Origin of the sequence: Aeromonas sobria (assembly GCF_006243315.1) — a bacterium.
Taxonomy (GTDB): Bacteria; Pseudomonadota; Gammaproteobacteria; order Enterobacterales; family Aeromonadaceae; genus Aeromonas; species Aeromonas sobria_A.
The window spans coordinates 1-23,344 of sequence record NZ_NKWE01000042.1; the positions used below are offsets into that span (position 1 = coordinate 1).

Annotated in this window: 17 protein-coding genes, 1 tRNA gene and 1 rRNA gene; 14 read left to right on the plus strand and 5 right to left on the minus strand. The window is 58.3% G+C overall.

The genetic code is table 11. From position 1 onward, the window contains the following. Positions 1-127 precede the first annotated feature (127 nt). The 9 genes from CF137_RS13620 to CF137_RS13660 all read left to right on the plus strand — a co-directional run bounded on the left by CF137_RS13620 (position 128) and on the right by CF137_RS13660 (position 10,205). Positions 128-203, plus strand: a tRNA-Thr gene (locus tag CF137_RS13620). A 22-nt stretch (positions 204-225) separates the two neighbouring features. Continuing rightward, positions 226-340: ribosomal RNA gene (gene rrf / locus CF137_RS13625) — 5S ribosomal RNA — on the plus strand. Between the two features lie 165 nt (positions 341-505). After that, positions 506-1,471: a transcriptional regulator EbgR gene (ebgR, locus tag CF137_RS13630; protein ID WP_139719659.1), complete on the plus strand. Its 966-nt coding sequence runs from the start codon at positions 506-508 to the stop codon at positions 1,469-1,471. Positions 1,472-1,782: 311 nt separating this feature from the next. Further along, positions 1,783-4,869, plus strand: a complete 3,087-nt coding sequence (gene ebgA, locus CF137_RS13635) for a beta-galactosidase subunit alpha (protein ID WP_139719661.1) — start codon at positions 1,783-1,785, stop codon at positions 4,867-4,869. Continuing rightward, a complete protein-coding gene (locus CF137_RS13640; RefSeq protein ID WP_139719663.1) occupies positions 4,866-5,321 on the plus strand; it encodes a beta-galactosidase subunit beta in 456 nt (151 codons plus the stop codon). Before ebgA ends, CF137_RS13640 begins: the two co-directional genes overlap by 4 nt. A gap of 103 nt (positions 5,322-5,424) precedes the next feature. After that, on the plus strand, positions 5,425-6,870 hold the full coding sequence (locus CF137_RS13645; protein ID WP_139719665.1) for an amino acid permease: 1,446 nt from the start codon (positions 5,425-5,427) through the stop codon (positions 6,868-6,870). A 113-nt stretch (positions 6,871-6,983) separates the two neighbouring features. Continuing rightward, positions 6,984-7,322, plus strand: coding sequence for a tRNA-binding protein (locus tag CF137_RS13650; protein WP_005342042.1), 339 nt, complete (start codon positions 6,984-6,986; stop codon positions 7,320-7,322). A gap of 178 nt (positions 7,323-7,500) precedes the next feature. Then, positions 7,501-8,946, plus strand: coding sequence for an amino acid permease (locus CF137_RS13655; protein WP_139719667.1), 1,446 nt, complete (start codon positions 7,501-7,503; stop codon positions 8,944-8,946). Between the two features lie 308 nt (positions 8,947-9,254). Continuing rightward, entirely contained in the window at positions 9,255-10,205 is a 951-nt protein-coding gene (locus tag CF137_RS13660) for a bile acid:sodium symporter family protein (RefSeq protein WP_139719670.1), read from the plus strand. 79 nt (positions 10,206-10,284) lie between these two features. Here CF137_RS13660 and ovoA read toward each other — a convergent pair whose 3' ends face one another. From ovoA to CF137_RS13675, 3 genes are all read right to left on the minus strand, one after another. Continuing rightward, positions 10,285-12,435, minus strand: coding sequence for a 5-histidylcysteine sulfoxide synthase (gene ovoA / locus CF137_RS13665; protein WP_139719672.1), 2,151 nt, complete (start codon positions 12,433-12,435; stop codon positions 10,285-10,287). A 277-nt stretch (positions 12,436-12,712) separates the two neighbouring features. After that, complete coding sequence (fghA, locus tag CF137_RS13670) at positions 12,713-13,549, minus strand: S-formylglutathione hydrolase (RefSeq protein WP_139719674.1); 837 nt, start codon at positions 13,547-13,549, stop codon at positions 12,713-12,715. Between the two features lie 48 nt (positions 13,550-13,597). Then, positions 13,598-14,725, minus strand: coding sequence for an S-(hydroxymethyl)glutathione dehydrogenase/class III alcohol dehydrogenase (locus CF137_RS13675; protein ID WP_139719676.1), 1,128 nt, complete (start codon positions 14,723-14,725; stop codon positions 13,598-13,600). Positions 14,726-14,845: 120 nt separating this feature from the next. Here CF137_RS13675 and CF137_RS13680 point away from each other — a divergent pair, with 120 nt between their 5' ends. Next, entirely contained in the window at positions 14,846-15,751 is a 906-nt protein-coding gene (locus CF137_RS13680; RefSeq protein WP_139719678.1) for a LysR substrate-binding domain-containing protein, read from the plus strand. Positions 15,752-16,150: 399 nt separating this feature from the next. Here CF137_RS13680 and CF137_RS13685 read toward each other — a convergent pair whose 3' ends face one another. Next, positions 16,151-16,453, minus strand: a complete 303-nt coding sequence (locus tag CF137_RS13685) for a hypothetical protein (RefSeq protein WP_240038553.1) — start codon at positions 16,451-16,453, stop codon at positions 16,151-16,153. Beyond that, positions 16,453-16,707 (minus strand): helix-turn-helix domain-containing protein, encoded by a 255-nt coding sequence (locus tag CF137_RS13690; protein ID WP_042047685.1) that lies wholly within the window; start codon positions 16,705-16,707, stop codon positions 16,453-16,455. Before CF137_RS13690 ends, CF137_RS13685 begins: the two co-directional genes overlap by 1 nt. Positions 16,708-16,988: 281 nt before the next feature. Between CF137_RS13690 and hsdR the strand changes: the two genes are divergently transcribed. The 4 genes from hsdR to CF137_RS13710 all read left to right on the plus strand — a co-directional run bounded on the left by hsdR (position 16,989) and on the right by CF137_RS13710 (position 23,339). Further along, the gene (hsdR, locus tag CF137_RS13695; protein ID WP_139719680.1) at positions 16,989-19,454 is read left to right on the plus strand and encodes an EcoAI/FtnUII family type I restriction enzme subunit R; all 2,466 of its coding nucleotides are present in this window, start codon (positions 16,989-16,991) and stop codon (positions 19,452-19,454) included. Positions 19,455-19,574: 120 nt separating this feature from the next. Further along, positions 19,575-21,092 (plus strand): N-6 DNA methylase, encoded by a 1,518-nt coding sequence (locus CF137_RS13700; protein WP_139719681.1) that lies wholly within the window; start codon positions 19,575-19,577, stop codon positions 21,090-21,092. Further along, positions 21,085-21,582: a virulence RhuM family protein gene (locus CF137_RS13705; protein ID WP_139719683.1), complete on the plus strand. Its 498-nt coding sequence runs from the start codon at positions 21,085-21,087 to the stop codon at positions 21,580-21,582. The genes CF137_RS13700 and CF137_RS13705 overlap by 8 nt, the downstream gene beginning before the upstream one ends. Then, positions 21,579-23,339, plus strand: coding sequence for a restriction endonuclease subunit S (locus CF137_RS13710; RefSeq protein WP_139719685.1), 1,761 nt, complete (start codon positions 21,579-21,581; stop codon positions 23,337-23,339). The genes CF137_RS13705 and CF137_RS13710 overlap by 4 nt, the downstream gene beginning before the upstream one ends. Positions 23,340-23,344: the final 5 nt, after the last annotated feature.

The following is a 23,344-nucleotide window of genomic DNA, read 5'->3' on the forward strand; positions in this document are numbered from 1 at the left end:
GAGAGTAGGACACTGCCAGGCTTTAATTAAGCAACTACAGCGATGTGGTTGGTCGCGATACAACGTAAGGTTGTGTTGGACGGAAGATTTAGATAACGCACACAGTGTGTTCTTTACCGGTTAGTGTGCTGATATGGCTCAGTTGGTAGAGCGCATCCTTGGTAAGGATGAGGTCCCCAGTTCGACTCTGGGTATCAGCACCAGTATTAAGTAATAAAGCTTTTGCCTGACGGCAATAGCGCCGTGGAACCACCTGATCCCATGCCGAACTCAGAAGTGAAACGCGGTAGCGCCGATGGTAGTGTGGCATTCGCCATGCGAGAGTAGGACACTGTCAGGCACCTATTTAGAAGAGGCCTCCCATTCGGGAGGCCTTTTTGCATTTGCGCGTTCCAAAAATCCGCTCTGCTGCCGGCATTTTAGTAAAAATGCTGGGCTATCAAGGGATTGCCCGTTACTCTTTAGCCGTTACCGATTAACAAGTGATGCTGCCAGAGAGGTATTGATGGCTACGTTGAAGGAAATAGCACAGGAGGCGGGGGTTTCGCTCGCCACGGTATCCCGGGTACTGAACGAGGATCCCAGCCTGAGCGTCAAGGAAGAGACCAGGCAGCGGATCTTCGAGATTGCCGAACGGCTGGAGTACAAGACCAGCAGTGCCCGCAAGGGGGTTCACAAGAGCAAACTGCACTTTCTGGTGGTCTACTCCTACCCGCAGAGTACTGAGGTCAATGATCCCTACTATCTCGCCATTCGCTATGGCATCGAGACCCAGAGTGCCCGCCTCAATATCGAACTGACCCACCTCTACAATTGTGGTGAGGGACGCGAGCTGACCGCGGTGGATGGTATCCTGGTGGTGGGGAGCCTCTCTGCCGAGCGTCTGGCGCAGCTGCGAACCTGCTCCAGCATGCTGGTCTTTGTTGACTCCCGTGCCATGGAGGAGTTTGACTCGGTCGACGTGGATCTCGCTCTGATCAGCCAGCAAGTAGTGGATTACTTTATCGCTCAGGGACACCAGCGCATCGGCTATATCGGTGGGCAGGATGAGAACCCGGATCTGCGTGAGTTGGCCTTCCGGGATTATGGCCAGCGGTTGGGGGTAGTGCAGGAGAGTGATCTCTATCGCGGCGACTTCTCCAGTGCCTCTGGCTACCGCTTGGCAAAAGAGATGCTGACAGGGGATTGGCCCAAGGCGCTGTTCGTTGCCTCCGACTCCATCGCCATCGGGGTGCTGCGTGCCATCCACGAGAGGGGATTGGCCATTCCCCAGCAGATCGAGTTGATCAGCGTCAACGATATCCCGACCGCCAAGTTTACCTTCCCGCCGCTCTCTACGGTGCGGATCCACTCCGAGTTGATGGGCTCCCAGGGGGTCAATCTGCTGGTCGAACGGCTGCGTGACGAGCGTGACATTCCCCTGCGGGTACTGGTGCCGAGTCATCTGACCCTGCGTGGCACAACTCGTTAGTTTTACTAAAACCCTGCATTATCTTGGCTACATCATGGCATTCATGATGTAGCCAACCCCGCCTACATTCCCCACATCTATCAAATAAACCCCTTTATAATCAGTGAATTACCATCTGGATATAGTTAAATACATCAATAACCGTGCCATATCTGTTCTTGTCGGTGCGCTTTAAGCCAGTAATCTGAGATAGCTCACAAAGTGGGTCACCGGATGTGATCTGGTTAAAAGTTTACCAATCATTCGCTGATATTTAGTAAATGTTTATCTAGAGTTTACCCAGTCAAAGTTGCCTTGTTCCGGGAGGACATGTGAATAACTGGGAAAACGTTCAATTCGTTGGTGAAAACAGGCTGGCTCCGCGCGCCTACTTCTTCTCTTATGCCGACCACGCGCTGGCGGCCACCATGCAGCGCGAGCTGAGCCGCCGCTTTCTCTCCTTGAGCGGCCAGTGGCAGTTCAACTACTTTGCGCACCCCCTGCAGGTGCCGGAAGCCTTCTATCACAGCCCCATGAGCGAGTGGGGCCAGATCACAGTGCCCAACATGTGGCAGATGGAAGGGCATGGCAATCTGCAGTACACCGACGAAGGTTTTCCCTTCCCCATCGACGTGCCTTTCGTGCCGACCAACAACCCCACCGGCGCCTATCAGCGCAGCTTCACGCTGAGCCCGGCCTGGGACGGCGAGCAGGTGATCATCAAGTTTGATGGTGTGGAGACCTACTTCGAGGTCTATGTGAACGGCCACTATGTCGGCTTCAGCAAGGGCAGCCGCCTCACCGCCGAGTTCGACATCAGCGCCTACGCCAACACCGGCGAGAACCTGCTGTCGGTGCGGGTGATGCAGTGGGCCGACTCCACCTATATCGAAGATCAGGATATGTGGTGGATGGCAGGGATCTTCCGCGACGTCTATCTGGTGGGCAAACCGGCCGCCCATGTGCAGGACTTTTTCATCCGCACCGCGCTGGCCGATGACAATCAGATTGCCGGCCAGAGCGCTACCCTGAGCTGCGATATCCAGCTGGAAAATCTGGGGGCGGCTGCCCGTGATCACCGTCTGGTCTGGTCGCTGCTGGATCAGGGCAGCGAGATCGCCAGCGGTTCGCTCGATCATCTCGCCATCGACGGCAAGTGTGATTGCCGCTTCACGCTGGATCTGGCCAACCCTCACCTGTGGAGCGCCGAAGACCCTTACCTCTATCAGCTGCAACTCTCCCTCTACAACGGTCAGGGCGAGCTGCTGGAAGTGATCCCGCAGCGGGTCGGGGTGCGTGAAATCAAGGTCAAAGATGGCCTCTTCTACGTCAACGGCCACTACCTCAAGCTGCACGGGGTGAACCGTCACGACAACGATCACCTCAAGAGCCGTGCGGTCGGCATGGATCGGGTGGAGCGCGACATCGTGCTGATGAAGCAGCACAACCTCAACTCGGTGCGTACCGCCCACTACCCGAACGACCCGCGCTTCTACGAGCTGTGCGACCAGTACGGTCTATTCGTGATGGCGGAGACCGACGTGGAGACCCACGGTTTTGCCAACGTCGGCGATCTCAGTCGTATCACCGACGACCCCTTCTGGGAGCCGGTGTTCGTGGATCGCATCGAGCGCCACGTTCACGCCCAGAAGAACCACCCCTCCATCATCATCTGGTCGCTGGGTAACGAGTCCGGCTACGGCTGCAACATCAGAGCCATGTACCAGCGCTGCAAGGCACTCGACCCGACCCGGCTGGTGCACTACGAAGAGGATCGCGATGCCGAGGTGGTGGATGTGGTCAGCACCATGTATTCGCGCGTCTCCCAGATGAACTGCTTCGGCGAGTACCCGATGGAGAAGCCGCGCATTATCTGTGAATACGCCCACGCCATGGGCAACGGCCCGGGTGGCCTGAGCGAGTACCAGCAGGTGTTCGACCGCCATCCCCACATTCAGGGTCACTACATCTGGGAGTGGTGCGATCACGGCATTCTGGATCAGGACGAGCAGGGCCGCCCCGTTTACAAATACGGTGGCGACTACGGCGACTACCCCAACAACTACAACTTCTGCATGGATGGCCTCATCTATCCGGATCAGACCCCGGGGCCGGGCCTGCGCGAATACAAGCAGGTGATCTGCCCGGTCAAGGTTCGGGTCTTGGATCTGGCGAACGGCAAGCTTGAGCTGGAAAACCGCTACTGGTTCTCCAATCTCGACGACATCCGCCTGTTGGTTGAAGTGAAGGCCGAGGGCGAGCTGCTGGCCAGCCAGCAAATCCGGCTGGAAGGGGTTGCTCCAGGTGCCATCACAGAGTTGCAACTCGAGCTGCCCTCTCTCGATGGGCGGGAAACCTTCGTCCAGCTGCGGGTCATCAAGGCCACCGCCACTCGCTACAGTGCTGCGGAGCACGAGTTGGGCCAGTACCAGTTCCAGCTGAAAGAGTCGACTCGCCAGCTGCAGCCTTTTGCCAATCCCAACGCCACTCCGTTGCAGATTGCCGATGAGCGGCTCGACCTGACCCTGAGCGGCAGCGGCTTCACCCTGCGCTTCTCGCGCCTCGACGGCAAGCTGGTGAGCTGGCAGCAGGATGGCATCGAGCTGATTGAGCGGTCGCCGCGCCTCACCTTCTTCAAGCCGATGATCGACAACCACAAGCAGGAGTACGAGAGCCTGTGGCACCCGAACCACCTGCAGATCATGCAGGAGCACTTCCGCACTCTGAGCTGGCGTCAGCTGGGTGAGGCGGTCGAGGTGACGGTAGAGAGCCTGATCGCGCCGCCGGTGTTCGACTTCGGCATGCGCTGCCGCTACGTCTACACCCTGAGCCCGAACGGCCAGCTGCATGTGGCACTGTCCGGTCAGCCCTACGGCGGCTATGACGACATCATTCCCAAGATCGGCTTTGAGCTGGGTATTCGTCAGGATCTCGACCGGGTGCACTACCTTGGCATGGGTCCGGGTGAAAACTATCAGGACAGCCGCCAGAGCAACTGGATCGACCGCTTCAACAGCACGGTGGGCGAGATGTGGGAGCACTACCCCTTCCCGCAGGACAACGGCAACCGCCAGCAGGTGCGCTGGGCGACCCTGACCAACCGTCACGGTGCCGGTCTCTATGTGCGGCCCGATGCTCCCATCAACCTGAGCGTCTGGCCCTACAGCTGGGAGCATATCCACGGGGCGCAGCACATCAACGAGCTGGAGCCGAGCGGTTATCTCACCCTCAATCTGGATCACAAGGTGCTGGGGTTGGGCTCCAACTCCTGGGGCTCCGAGGTGCTGGACTCCTGGCGGGTGCGCTTCGAGCCGTTCAGCTTCGGCCTGACCCTGCTGCCCATCGCCCGCGGCAACCTCAATCCGGCTGCACTGGCCGGGCTCGATCTCACCATCAACGGCGGGAGGAACCTCGCATGATCACCCTGGACAACCTGACCCTGTTCAAAAACATCTACCGGGAGGGCAAGAAGTGGGGCCGCTGCGTGGAGGCCATCAACAATCTGGCCAACCTCAAGCCCGGTATCTGCCACTCCATCGGTGACTCCCTCACCTACCGCTTGCAGGAGGGGGCCAGCCCGGCCACCTCACTGTTCGAGGGGCAGCGTCGCTACTTCGACGTCCACTACTACCTGGAAGGGGAAGAGACGGTGGAGTGGGCTGCCAAAAGCGAGCTGGGAGTAGAGCAGGCCTATGACGACACCACGGATCGCGAGTGGCTGGCTGGTGAGGTGAGTGAGCGCCAGAAGGTCGGCAACGGTCAGGTGGTGATCTTCGAGAACGACGAGGCTTACCGGTTCACAGGCGACAGCCCGGTGCGCAAGCTGATCATCAAGGTCACCGTCGAAGGCGGCTACTTCAAGAACAAATAACACGCCGCTGGTTCTGCACTGATAAAAACCGGAAGGGCGGGGCTCACCCTACAACCCACGCCCCGCCCTTTCGCTGCAATAACTACAGGTCTGGAGATGCACCATGTCTGATTCCAAACGGAATACGATAGGCAAGTTTGGTCTGCTGTCGCTCACCTTCGCGGCGGTATTCAGCTTCAACAACGTCATCAACAACAACATCGAGATCGGTCTGGCCTCGGCCCCGATGTTCTTTCTGGCCACCATTTTTTACTTCATTCCGTTCTGCCTGATCATTGCGGAATTTGTGTCATTGAATAAGAACTCCGAAGCGGGCGTCTATGCCTGGGTGAAGAGCTCCCTCGGCGGGCGCTGGGCCTTTATCTCCGCCTACACCTACTGGTTCGTGAACCTGTTTTTCTTCACCTCGCTGCTGCCGCGGGTCATCGCCTACGCCTCCTATGCCTTTTTGGGCTACGAATACATTTTCACCCCGCTGGCGACCACGGGTCTGAGCATGGTGCTGTTTGCCTTTGCCACCTATGTCTCCACCAACGGCGCCAAGATGCTCGGCCCCATCACCTCGGTGACCTCGTCCCTGATGCTGCTGCTGACTCTTTCCTACATTCTGCTGGCAGGTGTGGCGTTAGTCGGTGGTGTACAACCGGCCGACCCCATCACGGTAGAGGCCATGATCCCCGATTTCAGCTGGGCCTTCCTCGGCATTACCACCTGGATCTTTATGGCAGCCGGTGGCGCCGAGTCGGTGGCGGTCTACGTCAATGACGTGAAAGGGGGCTCCAAGTCGTTCGTGAAGGTGATCATCATCGCCGGGCTCTTTATCGGGGTGCTCTACTCCATCGCCTCCCTGCTGATCAACGTGTTCGTGCCGAGCGATACCCTGCATTTCACTGGCGGCTCGGTACAGGTGTTCGAGGGGTTGGCGGCCCATTTCGGTCTGCCGGCCGTGTTTATGAACCGCTTCGTGGGTCTGGTCTCCTTTACCGCCATGTTCGGTTCCCTGCTGATGTGGACGGCTACGCCGGTGAAGATTTTCTTCTCCGAGATCCCGGCCGGCATCTTCGGCAAGAAGACGGTCGAGCTGAACGAGAACGGCGTGCCCGCCCGTGCAGCCTGGATCCAGTACCTGATCGTATTTCCGCTGATGCTGATCCCGACCCTGGGCTCCAACACCGCGCAAGAGCTGATGAATACCGTCATCAACATGACCGCTGCCGCCTCCATGCTGCCGCCGCTGTTCATCATGCTGGCCTACCTCAATCTGCGCCTGAAGCTGGATCACTTGCCACGGGATTTCAAGATGGGTTCGCGTACCACAGGTATCGCAGTGGTCTCGGTGCTGATCGCCATCTTCTCGGTGGGCTTCCTCGCCTCCACCTTCCCGACCGGCGCCGACATCATGACCATCATCTTCTACAACGTCGGCGGGATCGTGATTTTCCTCGGCTTCGCCTGGTGGAAGTACAACCGCTACGAAGCCTCCCTGAGTGCTGACGCGCGGGTGAAAGAGGCCCAGCCGACCAGCCAGATTTCCGTCCGGGCATCCTGACGATAACCCTGATCAAACCGGCCCGCGTGGCCAAGAGAGATCAACCGGGTGGCTGCGGCCACCCGTTACCCGTTGCACCATTGAGCACAAGAACTGAACACAAGGAGAAAGGAATGAGCGAGACGATCGAGTTTGCCGAATTCAAACGGGTCGAGATGAAGGTGGGCAAGGTGCTGGAGGTGGTGCGCCACCCCGGGGCCGACAAACTCTATATCGTCCAGATCGACGTGGGCGGCGAGCGGCCGTTGCAGACCGTCACCAGTCTGGTGCCCTACTACAGCGAAGAGGAGTTGATGGGCAGCGAGGTGGTGGTGTTGACCAACCTCAAGCCGACCAAGATGCGCGGCGAGCGATCCGAGTGCATGTTGCTCTGCGCCGAGACCCCGGACGAGAGCCAGAGCGTGCTGTTGCAACCGCGGGTGCCGATGGCGCCGGGTACCCCGATCGTTTAAGCGAGCGACTGATTTAACACCGGGGCAGCAGGGCTGCGCCTGTGTGCGCGAAGGGGCGCCATGAGCTGCCCCTCTGACCATAACAAGAGAGTAAACGGCGCGGCCAGCTGGCTGGTGCCGAACACATTCAGAGTCAAAGCGCCCCGTGCGAAGGGGCGTGAATCCACCGGAGGACATCATGTCTGAATCAGTACGCGGCACCATCGGCAAGTTTGCCCTGTTGTCGATGACCTTTGCCGCCGTGTTCAACGTGCGCAACATCGTCAACAACAACATCGAGCTAGGGCTCAGTTCTGCCCCCATTTTCCTGCTGGCGACGTTGGTCTACTTTGTGCCATTCGTCTTCATCATTGCCGAGTTCGTCTCGGCCAACAAAGATTCCGAGTCAGGGATGTACGACTGGCTGAAAAAGCCGCTCGGCACCCGAATGGCCTATCTGGGCTCCTTCCTCTACTGGTTCGTTAACCTGTTCTGGTTTATCTCGTTGCTGCCCAACGTCATCGCCTACGCCTCCTACGCCATGCTGGGCTATGAGTACAGCTTCTCGCCCATGGTGACGTCGATCATCTCCATCGTGCTGTTTGCGGCGGCGACCCATATCTCCACCAAGGGGGCGACCTGGCTCGGCAAGATTGCCGAGATGGTGGCCTACGGGGTGTTTGCCCTGTTCGCCATCTATGTGTTGGGTGCCCTGACTGCGCTCGGCGGTGACCATGTGGCGGCCCAACCCATCACCATGGCAGCCATGACCCCCACCATCAACTGGGCGACCCTCGGCATCATGTGCTGGATCTTCCAGGCGGCGGGCGGTGCCGAAACGGCGGCGGCCTATCTCAATGATGTGAAGGGCGGCCAGAAGTCCTTTATCAAGGTGATCATCACCGCCGGTATCGTCATCGGTGCCATGTATGCGCTGGGTTCCCTGCTGGTGAACGTGTTCGTGCCGCGTGAAAGCCTCACCTATGCCGGTGGCATGGTGGAGATCTTCACCGGCATGGCCCAGTACTTCGGGCTTTCCGAGACGTTGGTGGGTCGTGCGGTCGGTATCGTGCTGTTCATCGCCATGTTCGGTTCCATGATGATGTGGACCTCGGCGCCGGTGAAGATCCACTTCTCCGAGATCCCGCAGGGTGTCTACGGTGACAAGACCACCCGCCTCAACAAGCATGGCGTGCCGGTGCGCGCCGCCTGGTGGCAGTTTGTCTTCGTGTTTGTGATGCTGGTGGTCAACGGCTTTGGCTCCGAGTCGGTGCAGCAGATGATGAACACCGCCATCAACCTCACCGCCGGTACCGCCATGTTGCCGCCGATCTTCATCATGGTGGCCTACTTCGTGTTCCGCTGGAAACATGACGACACCCCCCGCGATTTTCGCATGGGATCGCGCAAGTTCGGCATGGCGGTGGTCTCGGTGCTGATCGCCATCTTCGTGGTGAGCATGAGCGCCTCCGCCTTCCCGAGCGGGGTGGATCTGGTGCGCGCCTTCTTCATCAACGTCTTTATGACCGCAGTCTTCTCGGCGCTGGCCTACTGGTGGATCTCCCGCTTCGAGAAGCGTCAGGCCCGCAAGCTCGGTGGTAGTGACAAGAAAAGCGGCAACGGCAAGCTGGCCAGTCAGCGCTGATCGGCTGACAGTCAACGGGAGACGGGCGGCCATGGTCGCCCGTTTTTTTATCCATTTCTCGCCGTTGGGGGGGGGCGGTCAGGGCAGTCTGGTCGTCAACTTTTGCTATTTGGCAGAGCAAAGACGTTAAGCATTGATTAACAATTAACCGCCGTGCAACGCCGCGTAACGTTGCGCCTCTTTGATATCGGGGTAAGCTGGAGGTTCGTTTCAACGGGAGGTGCCAGACACCTCCTGTTGTGTTTCTTGTCCTCCCCGCTCCTGACCTTCCGCCACGAAGGCAGGATGCCCGCTGATGGAGACTCCTTGTGCGTCTGGATCCCTTTACTGTTGTGCTGATTGCGGTGGTCACCCTGGCCTCCCTCTTCCCCTGCGAGGGGCAGGTGGCCGTCTGGTTCGGTCTGCTGACCAAGCTGGCGGTGGCATTGCTCTTCTTCATGCACGGCGCCAAGCTGTCGCGCCAGAACCTGCTGGCGGGCCTCGGCCACTGGCGGCTCCATCTGGTGGTGATGCTGAGTACCTTTGTGCTGTTCCCGCTACTCGGGCTGCTGCTCACCCCGCTGGTGCCGAGCTGGCTGAGCCCGGCCATCTACCTTGGCTTCCTCTACCTCTGCGCTTTGCCTGCCACAGTGCAGTCGGCCATCGCCTTCACCTCGATGGCGGGGGGCAATGTGTCGGCGGCGGTGTGCAGTGCCTCGGCCTCCAGCATCCTCGGCATCTTCCTCTCGCCGGTGCTGGTGGGGATGATGATCCACGTGCAGGGGGAGGGGATCGACACCTGGCACTCCATTCAGGCGATCATGGTGCAGCTGATGCTGCCGTTCGTGCTGGGCCATTTGTCGCGGCCGCTGATCGGCGGCTGGGTCGACAGCCATCGCCCGATGATCGGCAAGCTGGATCAGAGCTCCATTCTGCTGGTGGTCTACGTCGCCTTTAGCGAGGCGGTGGTGCAGGGGATTTGGCGTCAAGTAAGTTGGTACGATCTGGCCAGTATCGTGCTGCTGAGCTGCGTCTTGCTGGCACTGGTGCTCTGCTGGAATGTCTGGATCAGCCGTCGCCTCGGCTTCAACAAGGCGGACGAGATCACCATCGTCTTTTGCGGCTCCAAGAAGAGCCTCGCCAACGGGGTGCCGATGGCCAACGTCATGTTCCCCGCCGCCAGCGTCGGGGTGATGGTGCTGCCGCTGATGATCTTCCACCAGATCCAGCTGATGGTCTGCGCCGTGCTGGCCCGCCGCTACCACGAGCAGGGACATTGATACTCGCGCCGTTTTTGCTGCCATAACAAGAGGGAGGCCCGTTGGCCTCCCTCTTCACATCTGCATGCCGATCGGCGGGTTAGCGTTTGCGCCAGACGGTCAGCTGCGCCACCGTGTGCTGGTATTTGCGGGCGGTTTCGCGGATGACGAAGGGCACATCCTGGGGCGGGCAGTGTTCCTCGAACTCCGCTGCCAGCAGCCGTTGCAGCGCTTGATAGGTGGTGAGCGCTTCGCCGTTTTCACGAATGCCGCCGAGCCAGTTGGCGGGCGGGGTATATTCCGCCAGCCAGGTGTAGGGGCTGGTGAGCACCAGCAGGCCGCCGCTGCGCAGCCGGGGAGCGATATCCCGCAGGAAGCGAGCTGGCTCCCGCAGCCGGTCGATCAGGTTGGCGGCGAGCACCAGATCGTAGTGGTCATATTTGGGCTTGAGGTTGCAGGCATCCCCCTGACTGAAGTGGATGCGCTCAATCTCGCTCGCCCCCAGCCCATGGCTCGACAGGCGCGCCTCGCAATACGCCACCAGTTCGCCCTCCTGCGGGATGGCATAGCGGAAGCTCTCTTGGCTGGCGAGGGCCTGCGCCACATCGATGAAGCGGGCCGAGTAGTCCACCCCGTCCACATGCTGGAAGTGGCGGGCCAGCTCGAAGCTGGCGCGGCCGGTGGCACAGCCGATATCCAGTGCCCGCTGGTGGTTGCTGCACAGCTCGCTGGCCAGTTCGGCCAGGGTCTTGGCGTAGTTGGCTACCCCGAAGTGGCTCGGGCCGTACTGGAAGTCGAGGTACTGTGCGACCAGGGTGTCGGTTTCATAAGGATTCACGATAACGGGTTCCTGATAACGGGAGACCAGATAGCGGAAACCCGCATGCTGGAAGAAGTGACGCCGGAAAGCGTAACGGGATGATTTGAGCGCCTCGTTGCCGGTGCTGATCCAGCTGCCGCCCTTGATGAGGGTGTGTTTGCCATCAAAGGTGGGGGTGGAGAAGTCATCGTAGAGCGGATGGATCCGAAAGCCGTCGAAGCCATCAATGGCGGTGCTGGTCCACTGCCAGACATTGCCCACCAGATCGAAGAACTCCCCCTGAGGAGAGGCATCCACCGCACAGGGGGAGGCAAAACGGGCCAGATTGATATTGCCGGGGGCCTCCGTCCAGTCCGGTTGATCGCCGGGTACCTGCTTGCGCAGCAGCTGCCACTCTGCCTCGCTCGGCAGTTGGACTGGCAGACCGGTGCGGGCTGCCAGCCAGCGGCAGAAGGCGGCAGCTTCCAGTTGGTTTACCTCGGCGGGCCAGTCCCAGGGCATGGCGACCTGCTCGGTCATCAGCCGCAGCTGCAATTGCGCTGGTTCGGTGGGATCACCGACCCAGAAGGTGGGCATCTGCGCCTTGGCATACTGGCGCCAGCTCCACCCCTCCTCATCCCACCACTGCTGCTGGTCATAACCCCCCGCATGTACGAAGGCGAGGTACTCGGCATTGCTCACCAGCATGCGGCTGGCCTGAAACGGGGTCAGTTCGATATGGCGCTCGCCATATTCGTTGTCCCAGCCGTAGGTGGCGTCCTGTTTGCCAAGGCGCACCTTGCCGCCAGCTACCGGCAGCAGGCTGTTGGCGGGCACCTGGTCAATCCGGTGGCGCGCTACGGTGCAGGCGGGCCAATAAGGTTGTGGCCGCACCCAGGTCAGTGGTAGCTGGCGGATCAGCACGCTGGAGGTCTCGAGGTGGATGCGCTCGTGTTCTATCCCCATCAGGATCACCCATGCCGGGCTCTGCCAGTGGATGGGCAGGGTGATTGGCATCTGGCGGATGAAGTCGCAAACCAGCGTACGGACTTTGGCCCGATAGCTGCGCAGCTCGGTGACCTTGGGCCAGTCGTAGTGGGTCTCGTCCAGATCGTCCCAGCTCATCTCGTCTACACCGATGGCGACCATGGCCTCGATGCGGGCATTTAGCCGCTGGTCGATCAGGCGGGCTGCCAGCAGCTTGTTGATGAAGAAGGCGGCGGTGTGGCCGTAGTAAAAGATCAGCGGGTGGCGCAGCGGGATCGCCTTGGTGAACCAGGCACGTTCGTCAGCCAGGCAGTCGAACAGCGAATCGTAGAGATCGAAGGTCTGGCAGAAGTAGCTGAGCAACTCGCGCCGTTTCTGCTCGGGATCGCTGCCGGTCAGCAGCGGGGTGCGGGTCGATGCAGGCAGACCGATGGCAGTGGCATGGTGAGGGCTTGCTTGTGTCACGCTCTGATTCCTTTTGGCAGTGAGGACTGACAAGACAGTGGTAAGACATTACCGCTATGGAGAGCTTGGTACGCACGAGGCACCACTATTGGCTCAACAGACCGGTACGGCAATCAAAATATTACACGGCTTGTCAGCATAGTGAGCCGCGGGACGACCCGCCAACCCAGCATGAGGAGAGGGGTGAGGAAAGTGGTGAGGTGAGTCGAGTTGGCTGCTGAGCCGCCCCGATCATCATATCTGGCAAGCAAACAGGCCCGTGACGGGCCTGGGTTGATCAGAGGTGGCGGGCGTGAAAGCGCAGGTGCGCCTCGATAAAGCTCGCCACGAAGTAGTAGCTGTGGTCATAGCCCTCGTGGCGGTTGAGCTCCAGCGGCCACCCCTTGCTGGCGGCCGCTTCTGCCAGCGCATCGATGTGCAGTTGCTCGGCAAGGAAGGGATCATCCAGCCCCACATCCACCAGGGTCGGCAGCTGCGTGACCGGCTGGTGGCGCAGCAGCTGGCAGGCATCCCACTCCTGCCACAACAAGGGATTACTGCCGAGGTAGGCACCAAGCGCCTTCTGGCCCCAGGGGCAGCGGCTCGGGTGGCAGATGGGGCTGAACGCCGAGACCGAGCGGTAGCGACCCGGCTCCCGCAACGCGGCGATCAGTGCACCGTGACCGCCCATGGAGTGGCCGCTGATGGCGCGCCGGGTCGAGACCGGGAAGTGGGTCTCTATCACCTCGGGCAACTCGCGGGTGACGTAGTCATACATCTGATAGTGCGCCTGCCAGGGGCTCTGGCTGGCATTGACGTAAAAACCTGCGCCCATGCCGAGGTCATAACCGGGATCGTCGGCTACGCCGTCGCCGCGGGGGCTGGTGTCCGGCGCCACCAGGGCGATGCCGAGCTCGGCGGCGATGCGTTGGGCACCCGCCTTCTGCATAAAGTTCTCATCGGTGCAGGTGAGGCCGCTGAGCCAGTAGAGCACGGGCACCTTCTGGCCGGAGAGGGCCTGGGGCGGCAGATAGATGGCAAAATTCATCTCGCAGCCGAGCACGCTGGCGTGGTGGCGATAGCGCTTGTGCCAGCCGCCGAAGCTTTTGTTGCTGCTGATAATCTCCAGATTCATCGAAGAACTCCTGCACCCCGCCCACGATAGCGGGCGGGGCGATCATGCTCAGTAGTGGATGACGGTGCGGATGCTCTTGCCTTGGTGCATCAGATCGAACGCCTCGTTGATCTGCTCCAGCGGCATGGTGTGGGTGATGAAATCGTCCAGTTGGAACTCACCTTGCATGTAGCGCTGCACATAGCTCGGCAGTTCGCTGCGACCGCGTACCCCGCCGAAAGCGCTGCCGCGCCAGACCCGACCGGTCACCAGCTGGAACGGACGGGTGCTGATCTCCTGACCCGCTCCGGCGACGCCGATAATGACCGACTCGCCCCAGCCCTTGTGGCAGCACTCCAGCGCCGCCCGCATCACCTTGACGTTGCCGATGCACTCGAAGGAGAAGTCGACGCCGCCATCGGTCAGCTCGACGATCACCTCCTGAATCGGTTTGTCGTAATCGTTCGGGTTGATGCAGTCGGTGGCACCCAGCTTGCGGGCCAGTTCAAACTTGCTCTCGTTGATGTCGATGGCGATGATGCGACCGGCCTTGGCCAGACGGGCTCCGATCACCGCCGAGAGGCCGATCCCCCCCAGCCCGAAGATGGCGACGCTCTCGCCCTCTTTCACCTTGGCGGTGTTCATCACGGCGCCGATGCCGGTGGTGACGCCGCAACCGAGCAGGCAGACCTCTTCCAGCGGGGCGGCCGGGTCCACCTTGGCGATGGAGATCTCCGGCAGTACCGTGTATTCGCTGAAGGTGGAGGTGCCCATGTAGTGATAGATGGGCTGGCCATCCTTGGAGAAACGGGTGGTGCCGTCCGGCATCAGCCCCTTACCCTGGGTGGCGCGGATCTTCTGGCACAGGTTGGTCTTGCCGGATTTGCAGAATTTGCACTCGCCGCACTCGGGGGTGTAGAGCGGGATCACGTGATCGCCGACCTTGACGCTGGTCACCCCTTCGCCGATGGACTCGACGATGCCGCCCCCCTCGTGGCCAAGGATGCAGGGGAAGACCCCTTCCGGATCCTCACCAGACAGCGTGAAGGCATCGGTGTGGCAGACGCCGGTGGCGACGATGCGTACCCTCACCTCACCAGCCTGGGGCGGCATGACCTCCACTTCTTCGATGGAGAGGGGCTGGCCCGGTCCCCAGGCGATGGCGGCTTTACACTTGATGGTTTGAACCTGTGCCATGAATGACATCCTTCTTGTTGCGGTAGGTGAACAGAAATGAACTCAGGTATGCAGTGTAGTTTCTCTTCTATTTGGTGATAATAAGGCTAAATATCAAATCACTTTTACACACAGGTAATAATGCTCGGCTGGGAAGGGATCTGTGAATTTGTCAGCGTGGCGGAGCAGGGTGGCTTTACCCCGGCGGCGCGCAAGCTGGGGGTGTCGGTGGCGCAAGTCAGCCGACAGGTGGCGCAGCTGGAAGACAGGCTGCAGGCCAAGCTGCTGCTACGCACCACCCGTCAGGTGCGGCTCACCGAGCTTGGTGAGATCTACTATCGCCACTGCCGCCAGCTACTCGACAATCTTTACGAGGCGGAGCTGGCGGTAGGGCGCCATCAGGCGGTGCCGCAAGGGTCGTTGCGCATCACGGCCCCCGTCTCCTACGGCGAGAGCCGCATCGCCCCGTTGGTGAACGACTTCATGGTGCGCTTCCCCCAGCTGGAGGTGACCCTCAACCTCACCAACCAGCTGCTGGATCTGGTGCACGAAGGCTACGATCTGGCGCTGCGGCTCGGTCACCTCAAGGACTCCAGCCTGGTGGCGCGCAAGCTGGCGCAGCGGGTGCCCTATGTTTGCGCCTCACCGGCCTACACCGCCCGTCACGGCATGCCCAACAGCCTCTCCGAGCTGACCCGCCATACCTGTCTGGTGGGCAACGGCGACGAGTGGCACTTCACTCTGGATGGTCGCCCCCACAGCGTGCGGGTGCGCGGCCTGTTGCAGTGCAACAGCGGCCACGCCCTGCTGGATGCTGCGCTCAAGGGGATCGGCATCATCCAGCTGCCGGACTACTACGTGAGCGACCATCTGGCCCGTGGCGAACTGATCGAACTGCTGCCCGAACTGCGGGCCCCGGCGGAGGGGATCTGGGCCCTCTATCCCCACAATCGTCACCTCTCCCCCAAGGTGCGGCTGCTGGTGGACTATCTGTCCGAACGGCTGAGCGATCCTCACCAACCGGCGCTGGTGATGCCGATAGGCTAGGGCGCCCCTCGCTCGTTGACTCACCGGCGGTGGGCGACAGGTGCGCTATCGCTATGGCCGCAAAATAAAAGAGCCCTTGAGGAATCAAGGGCTCTTTTACAGGTAACAACCGGATAGTCAGCGACCCATCACTCGATGTTCTGGATCTGATTAGATGATGGATTGTAAATAACTATAAAAATCATAGGCATGATGAGATTTTTATTATTTTTTTAAGAAAAATCACCCAAAGTACTACCCAGACAATGGTGATAGCCCCCTATTTATGCTGAACCATCCCCACGCTGGCCAGGTAGAGGTGGGAAAAGTGGGAAACCGGGAAAACTGGGCCCGGATGTGAGGTGGCAATGGTTGGTGCTTATGTTTTGTCTCTGGCCAGGATTCATTTCACTTGGTTGACTACCGAGTTAAGCGCTGCGCTCTGGTGCTGAGCCCATCCAGAATCGAGTCCGCAATCTGGGCGGGAAATGTATCTGGTAACTGCTGACGGACGGCCAAGATCACTTCATCCACCCTGCTTGCCATTTCGTTTAGGATCATTTCCATTTGCACCTTTTCAAATCCCACCGCTTTGGCAGTCTGATAGAAATGGCGAGGAAATATCTGCCATGACTCATGGTACTGAAACTGATGGGCACCACTGGTAGTTTTGGTGAATGTGCCTACCCGATAGCCGTTCATGTAGACAGCCAGATGGGCCATTACCACTCCTCCTTCCAGCCCGATGCCGGACTATCGGATGACTCATTGCGGGGTTTGATATCCAGTGACAACTCGAGTGCTGCGAGGATTTTGAACAGGGTCTCCAGCTTGGTGGACTCAGGGTTGAGCTCGAAGCTGGAGACTGTGTCTTGCCTAATCCCCACTTTCTCGGCCACTTTGCCTTGAGAGAGCTTCTGAGAAAGCCTGGCATCCTTGATACAGGCGCTGAGCTGCTTGGCGCTGGTTACTTTCATGATTCGCCTACCTGGTCGCGTGCGTTCTTCCAATTTACACGCTATGGCAGGTATATCAATATTTACCTGTTACAGAGGGTAAGTATCATTTACACGCCATAGGCGGTATTTAACATTTATCAGCACAACATTAAGGCGTCATTGCCAGACGTTTCCTGGGCCAGAAGGCTCGCTATCAAGAGCAGCTCTCCTTGTTGCTTTATGAGTCTGAAATCAACAAAACCCGGCTGATTTTATGAGAGAATCTTGAGCAATATTGTCCCCCGACCGGAAGAGTGCTCATGGCCGAGATCAACAAAGCGACCCTCACCGAAGCCGACATCATCTCCAAATACTTGCTGCCTGCCATCAAGGCGGCAGGGTGGGATGACCTGACCCAGGTCCGCCAGGAGGTGAAGCTGCGGGATGGCAAAGTGGTGGTGCGCGGCCAGATGGCGGCACGTAAAAAGGTCAAATCGGCCGATATCGTGCTCTATCACAAGATGGGCTTGCCACTGGCGGTGATCGAGGCCAAAGCCAACAAGCATGAGATTGGCAAGGGAATGCAACAGGGGCTCGATTATGCCCGCCTGCTGGATGTGCCGTTCGTATTTGCCAGCAACGGCGATGGCTTCGTCTTTCATGACAAGACCAATCCGGCCAAGCTGGAATCCGAGATCGCGCTGGAGGAGTTCCCCGGCCCGGGCCAGCTTTGGGATAAGCTCTGCACCTGGAAGGGCTACACCCAAGCCCAACTGCCTGTCATCAGTCAGGACTACTACTCGGATGGCAGCGGCAAATCTCCCCGCTACTACCAGCTGCAGGCTATCAACAAGACCGTAGCAGCCATCTCGAAAGGTGAGGATCGGGTATTGCTGGTGATGGCCACCGGCACTGGAAAGACCTACACCGCATTCCAGATCATCTGGCGTTTGTGGAAGGCGGGCGCCAAGAAGCGCATCCTGTTTCTGGCCGATCGCAACATTCTGGTCGATCAGACCAAGATCAATGATTTTCAGCCCTTTGGCTCGGCCATGACCAAGGTCACCGGGCGAATGATCGACCCCGCCTATGAGATCCACCTTGCCCTCTATCAGGCGCTCACCGGGCCGGAAGAGTCACAAAAAGCCTTTAAGCAGGTCTCTCCCGACTTCTTCGACCTGATCGTGGTGGATGAGTGCCATCGGGGCAGCGCCGCCGAAGACAGCGCCTGGCGCGAGATCCTCGAATACTTCTCATCGGCCACCCAGATTGGTCTCACCGCCACGCCCAAGGAGACCGAAACCGTCTCCAGCACCGATTACTTCCGTGACCCTGTTTATACCTACTCCCTCAAAGAGGGGATCGAAGATGGCTTTCTTGCCCCCTACAAGGTGGTGCGGGTCGATATCGATGTCGATCTGCAGGGGTGGCGTCCCACCAAAGGGCAGATGGACAAACAGGGCAACCTGATTGAAGACCGTATCTATAACCAGAAGGATTTCGACCGCACTCTGGTGATCGACGAGCGTACCCAGCTGGTGGCTGAGACCATCACCAACTACCTCAAGAAAACCGACCCGATGGCCAAGACCATAGTGTTCTGCAACGACATAGATCATGCCGACCGGATGCGACGGGCGCTGGCAAACCTCAACCCCGAGCAGATGTTGAAAGATGACCGCTATGTGATGAAAATCACCGGCGATGATGACCTTGGCAAGGCCCAGCTCGACAACTTCATCAACCCGAAAAAGCCCTATCCGGTCATTGCCACCACTTCCGAGCTGATGACCACCGGCGTTGATGCAAAGACCTGCAAGCTGGTGGTGCTGGATCAAAACATTCAGTCCATGACCAAGTTCAAGCAGATCATCGGCCGTGGCACCCGTATCGACGACAAGTACGGCAAGCTCTGGTTCACCATTCTCGATTTCAAGAAGGCCACCGAGCTGTTTGCCGATCCCCGTTTCGACGGCGAACCGGAGCGCGTCATGGTGGTCAAACCGGCAGACATCAACAATCCGGATGAAGGCCTGGACGATATCATCGACGGAGCCGATCCACTGCCAGCCGATGAACCCAGCAACAATGACGATCCGCTTGCCCCCGGGGTTGATGAGCAACCCGGCACTTACACAACCGGTAGTGACGGTGGCCAGAGTGGCGCAGGGGGGCAGGGCGCAGGCCCGCTGGGTGGTCCAACGCCTGGAGTCAGCAAGTATTATGTCAATGGCGTGGCGGTCAGCGTCATTGCCGAGCGGGTGCAGTATTACGATGCCGATGGCAAGCTGGTGACCGAATCCTTCAAGGACTACACCAAAAAGACCCTGCTCAAGGAGTTTGCCACCCTCGATGCCTTCACCAAACGCTGGCAAGGCGCGCAGCGCAAGCAAGCCATCATGGATGAATTGGCTCAGGCGGGCGTGCTGTGGGAGGTGCTGGAACAGGAAGTGGGCAAGGAGCTCGACCCGTTCGACCTTATCTGCCACGTGGTATACGATCAGCCGCCACTGACCCGCCGCGAGCGGGCCAACAACGTCAAAAAGCGCAACTACTTCACCAAGTACAACGACACCGCCCAGCAGGTGCTTACCAGACTGCTCGACAAGTATGCCGATCAGGGGGTGACCGAGATTGAGACCAAGGATGCGCTAAAAGTCGCCCCTTTTACCGAGTTGGGGCGCCCGCTGGAGTTGGCCAAGAAGGGGTTTGGTGGTCCCAAACAGTTCGAGCAGGCTATCACCGAGCTGGAGCAAGAAATTTACCGTGAGCAGCAGAGCGCCTGACGCCGGGGCTGCAACAGAACAACAGTGCGGCCATGGCAATCATGGTCGCTTGTTTTATCGATATTCCTGACGCATTCGCCCCTGTTTTCGTCACCATTTTTGTAAAAAGCAGAGAATCCCATGTCATCCATCAGCTCAGTCATCAAATCCATTCAGGACATCATGCGCAAGGACGCCGGTATCGACGGCGATGCCCAGCGTCTTGGCCAGCTCTCCTGGCTGCTGTTTTTGAAAGTGTTCGACGCCCAGGAAGAGGAGCTGGAGTTTGAGCAGGATAACTACCGCTGCCCCATCCCCGAGCGCTTCCTGTGGCGCAACTGGGCGGCCGATAGCGAAGGGCTGACTGGCGATGCTCTACTTGCATTCGTCAACGATGACCTGTTCGACAGCCTGAAAAACCAGCCTGCCAATATCAGTCTCAACCCCCGTGGCTATGTGGTGAAAGAGGCGTTCAGCGATGCCTTCAACTACATGAAAAACGGCACCCTGCTCAAGCAGGTGATCAACAAGCTCAACGAGATCGACTTTACCGACAGCAGCGAGCGCCACCTGTTTGGCGACATCTACGAGCAGATCCTGCGCGACCTGCAAAGCGCCGGTAACGCGGGTGAGTTCTACACCCCGCGCGCCGTCACCCGCTTTATGGTCAACCGCATCGACCCCAAACTCGGCGAGCGGATCATGGACCCGGCCTGCGGCACTGGCGGCTTTCTCGCCTGCGCGTTTGATCATGTCAAAGAGCACTATGTCGAGACCTCGGCTGATCATCAGACCTTGCAACAGCAGATCCTGGGGGTCGAGAAGAAACAGCTGCCGCACCTGCTCTGCACCACCAATATGCTGCTGCACGGCATCGAGGTGCCGGTGCAAATTCGCCACGGCAACACCCTCGACAAGCCGCTGTCGAGCTGGGATAGCGATATCGATGTGATCCTCACCAACCCGCCCTTTGGTGGCACCGAGGAGGATGGCATCGAGCAGAACTTTCCCGCCGATCTGCGCACCCGCGAGACCGCCGACCTGTTCCTGCAGCTGATTATCGAAGTCCTTGCCCCTGCAACAAATGGCAAGGGCGGTCGCGCCGCCGTGGTACTGCCCGATGGCACCCTGTTTGGCGAAGGGGTCAAAACCAAGATCAAGCAACTGCTTACCAGCGAGTGCAACCTGCACACCATAGTGCGGCTGCCCAATGGGGTGTTTGCCCCCTATACCGGCATCAAGACCAATATCCTCTTCTTCACCAAGGGCCAGCCCACCAAGGATGTCTGGTTCTACGAGCACCCCTATCCGGCCGGGGTGAAGAACTACAGCAAAACCAAGCCGATGAAGTTCGAGGAGTTCGAAGCCGAGATCGCTTGGTGGGGTGATGAGGCTGACGGCTTTGCCGCCCGGGTAGAGAACGAGCAAGCCTGGAAGGTCGGTATCGACAACATTATCGAGCGTAACTTTAACCTCGATATCAAAAACCCCCATGTCGGCGAGCAGATAAGCCATGACCCTGACGAGCTGCTGGCGCGCTATGCCACAGAACAGGCTGAAATCCAGTGCCTGCGTGACCAGCTAAAAACCATTCTGGGTGACGCCTTGGGCAACAAGGCGCCGCTCGGCAAGGGCGAGGCAGGTCAAGACCATGAGTGACACGGCGCAACAGATTGCCATCTTCGAGGGGGAGAGCGGCGAGATCAACGTCACTTTGCAACAGGAGACCGTCTGGCTCAATCAGGCCCAACTGGCCCAGCTGTTTGCCAAAAACAAACGCACCATCTCCGAGCATATTCGCAACCTGTTTAAAGAGGGCGAGCTGGAAGAGAGCGCAGTTGTCCGGAATTTCCGGACAACTGCCAGCGATGGTAAAAGCTACGATACCCAACACTACAACCTCGATGTCATCATCTCGGTCGGCTATCGGGTCAAATCACCGCAAGGAGTGCGCTTTCGCCAGTGGGCCACCCGGCTGTTAAAAGAACACCTGCTCAAGGGCTACACCCTCAACCAGCAGCGCTTTGAGCAGAACGCTAGCGAACTGGTGGCAGAGTCGGCCCCGGCACAAAAAGAGACCCTGATCCGCCTGATTATCAATATGTTGACCCCCGCACTGACCGCGACCAACTTTGGAACGACCCCATGAGCCATCTCGATACCCTGATCACCGACCATCTGGATCTCTGGAGTGCGGCGGTGCGCCCGAAAAGCAGTGCCGGGCGCGGCAGCAATAGCAAGCTGGAGCTGACCGGCATCAAAAAGCTGCGAGAGCTGATCCTGGAGTTGGCCGTGCGCGGCAAACTGGTACCGCAAGACCCCAGCGATGAACCCGCCTCCGCCCTGCTGGAACACATCGCTGCCGAAAAGGCGCGGCTGGTGAAAAAGGAAGGACTAAGGACATCCGCCAATGAGGTTGTCGATATTGCTGATGAATATATTGAATGTCCAAGTCACTGGAAATGGGTTCGACTCGGCAATATAGCAAAATTTATTGATTACAGAGGAAAAACCCCAAATAAAATTGATGCTGGTGTTAGGTTGATTACTGCCAAAAATATTCGGTATGGCTACATTGACCTTGTCCCAGAGGAGTTCATTTCAGAAGCAGATTATGATCAATGGATGACAAGGGGATTTCCAAGGGTTGGGGATACACTATTTACAACCGAAGCTCCGCTAGGTAATGCAGCTGTAATTGATATAAATGAACGTTTTGCGCTTGCCCAAAGGGCAATTTGTTTTCAGTGGCATTATTCTACTGTTAGTAGGTTTATGCTTATTCAGATATTAGCATCACCATTTCAAAATCAGCTGATTGATAATTCTTCAGGGATGACAGCTACAGGGGTAAAAGCTTCACGGCTAAAAGAAATACCTGTAGTAATTCCTCCAGCTGAGGAACAACAACGTATCGTAGCCAAAGTGGATGAGCTAATGGCCCTCTGCGACCAGTTGGAGCTGCGTAGCGAATCACAGCTGGCGGCCCATCAGACGCTGGTGGAGACCCTGCTCGCTACGCTCACAGACGGTGCCGATGCCGACGAGTTGGCGCAAAACTGGGCGCGGCTAAGCACTCGCTTCGATACCCTCTTTACCACCGAGGCCAGTATTGACGCCCTGAAACAGACTATCCTGCAATTGGCCGTGATGGGTAAGCTGGTACCGCAAGACCCGAGCGATGAACCCGCCTCCGCCCTGCTGGAGCGCATCGCCACCGAAAAAGCGCGACTGGTCAAAGAGAAGAAAATCAAAAAAGAGAAACAGCTACCTGTTATCAGTGAGGATGAAAAACCATTTGAGCTACCGCAGGGGTGGGAGTGGTGCAGATTAGGTTCGCTGATGCCACAGTTTCAGAATGGAGCCTCTAGTCGTGGTGATAATGAAGGTATCCCAATCACGGTATTAAGACTGGCTGACATTAAAGATTGGAAAGTATCCCTTGTTGATACAAGAGAACTATCTATAGATTCCAAATCGATAGATAAATATCTATTAGAGAAAGGTGACACATTAATCATTCGCGTGAATGGTAGCTCTGATATTGTGGGTAGATTTATTGGTTGTGATGAAAGTTATGATGCAATTTACTGTGATCACTTCATCAGAATGCGTTTCTTGATAGAGGTGTTTAATACTAAATATCTATATCTACTTGGTTCTAGCAATATTGTCCGCGCTAAGATTGCGGATCTTTTTGTCAGTACTGCAGGGCAAAAAACTGTCAATCAAGGCCATATATCTTCAATTGTATTACCACTACCATCGATAACAGAACAGCATCGCATCGTCGCTAAAGTCGATGAACTGATGACCCTCTGCGATCAACTAAAATCTCGCCTGCAAACCAGCCAGCAGACCCAGCTTGCCTTGGCCGAGTCGCTGGTGGAAGGTGCTCTGGTCTGATAAGC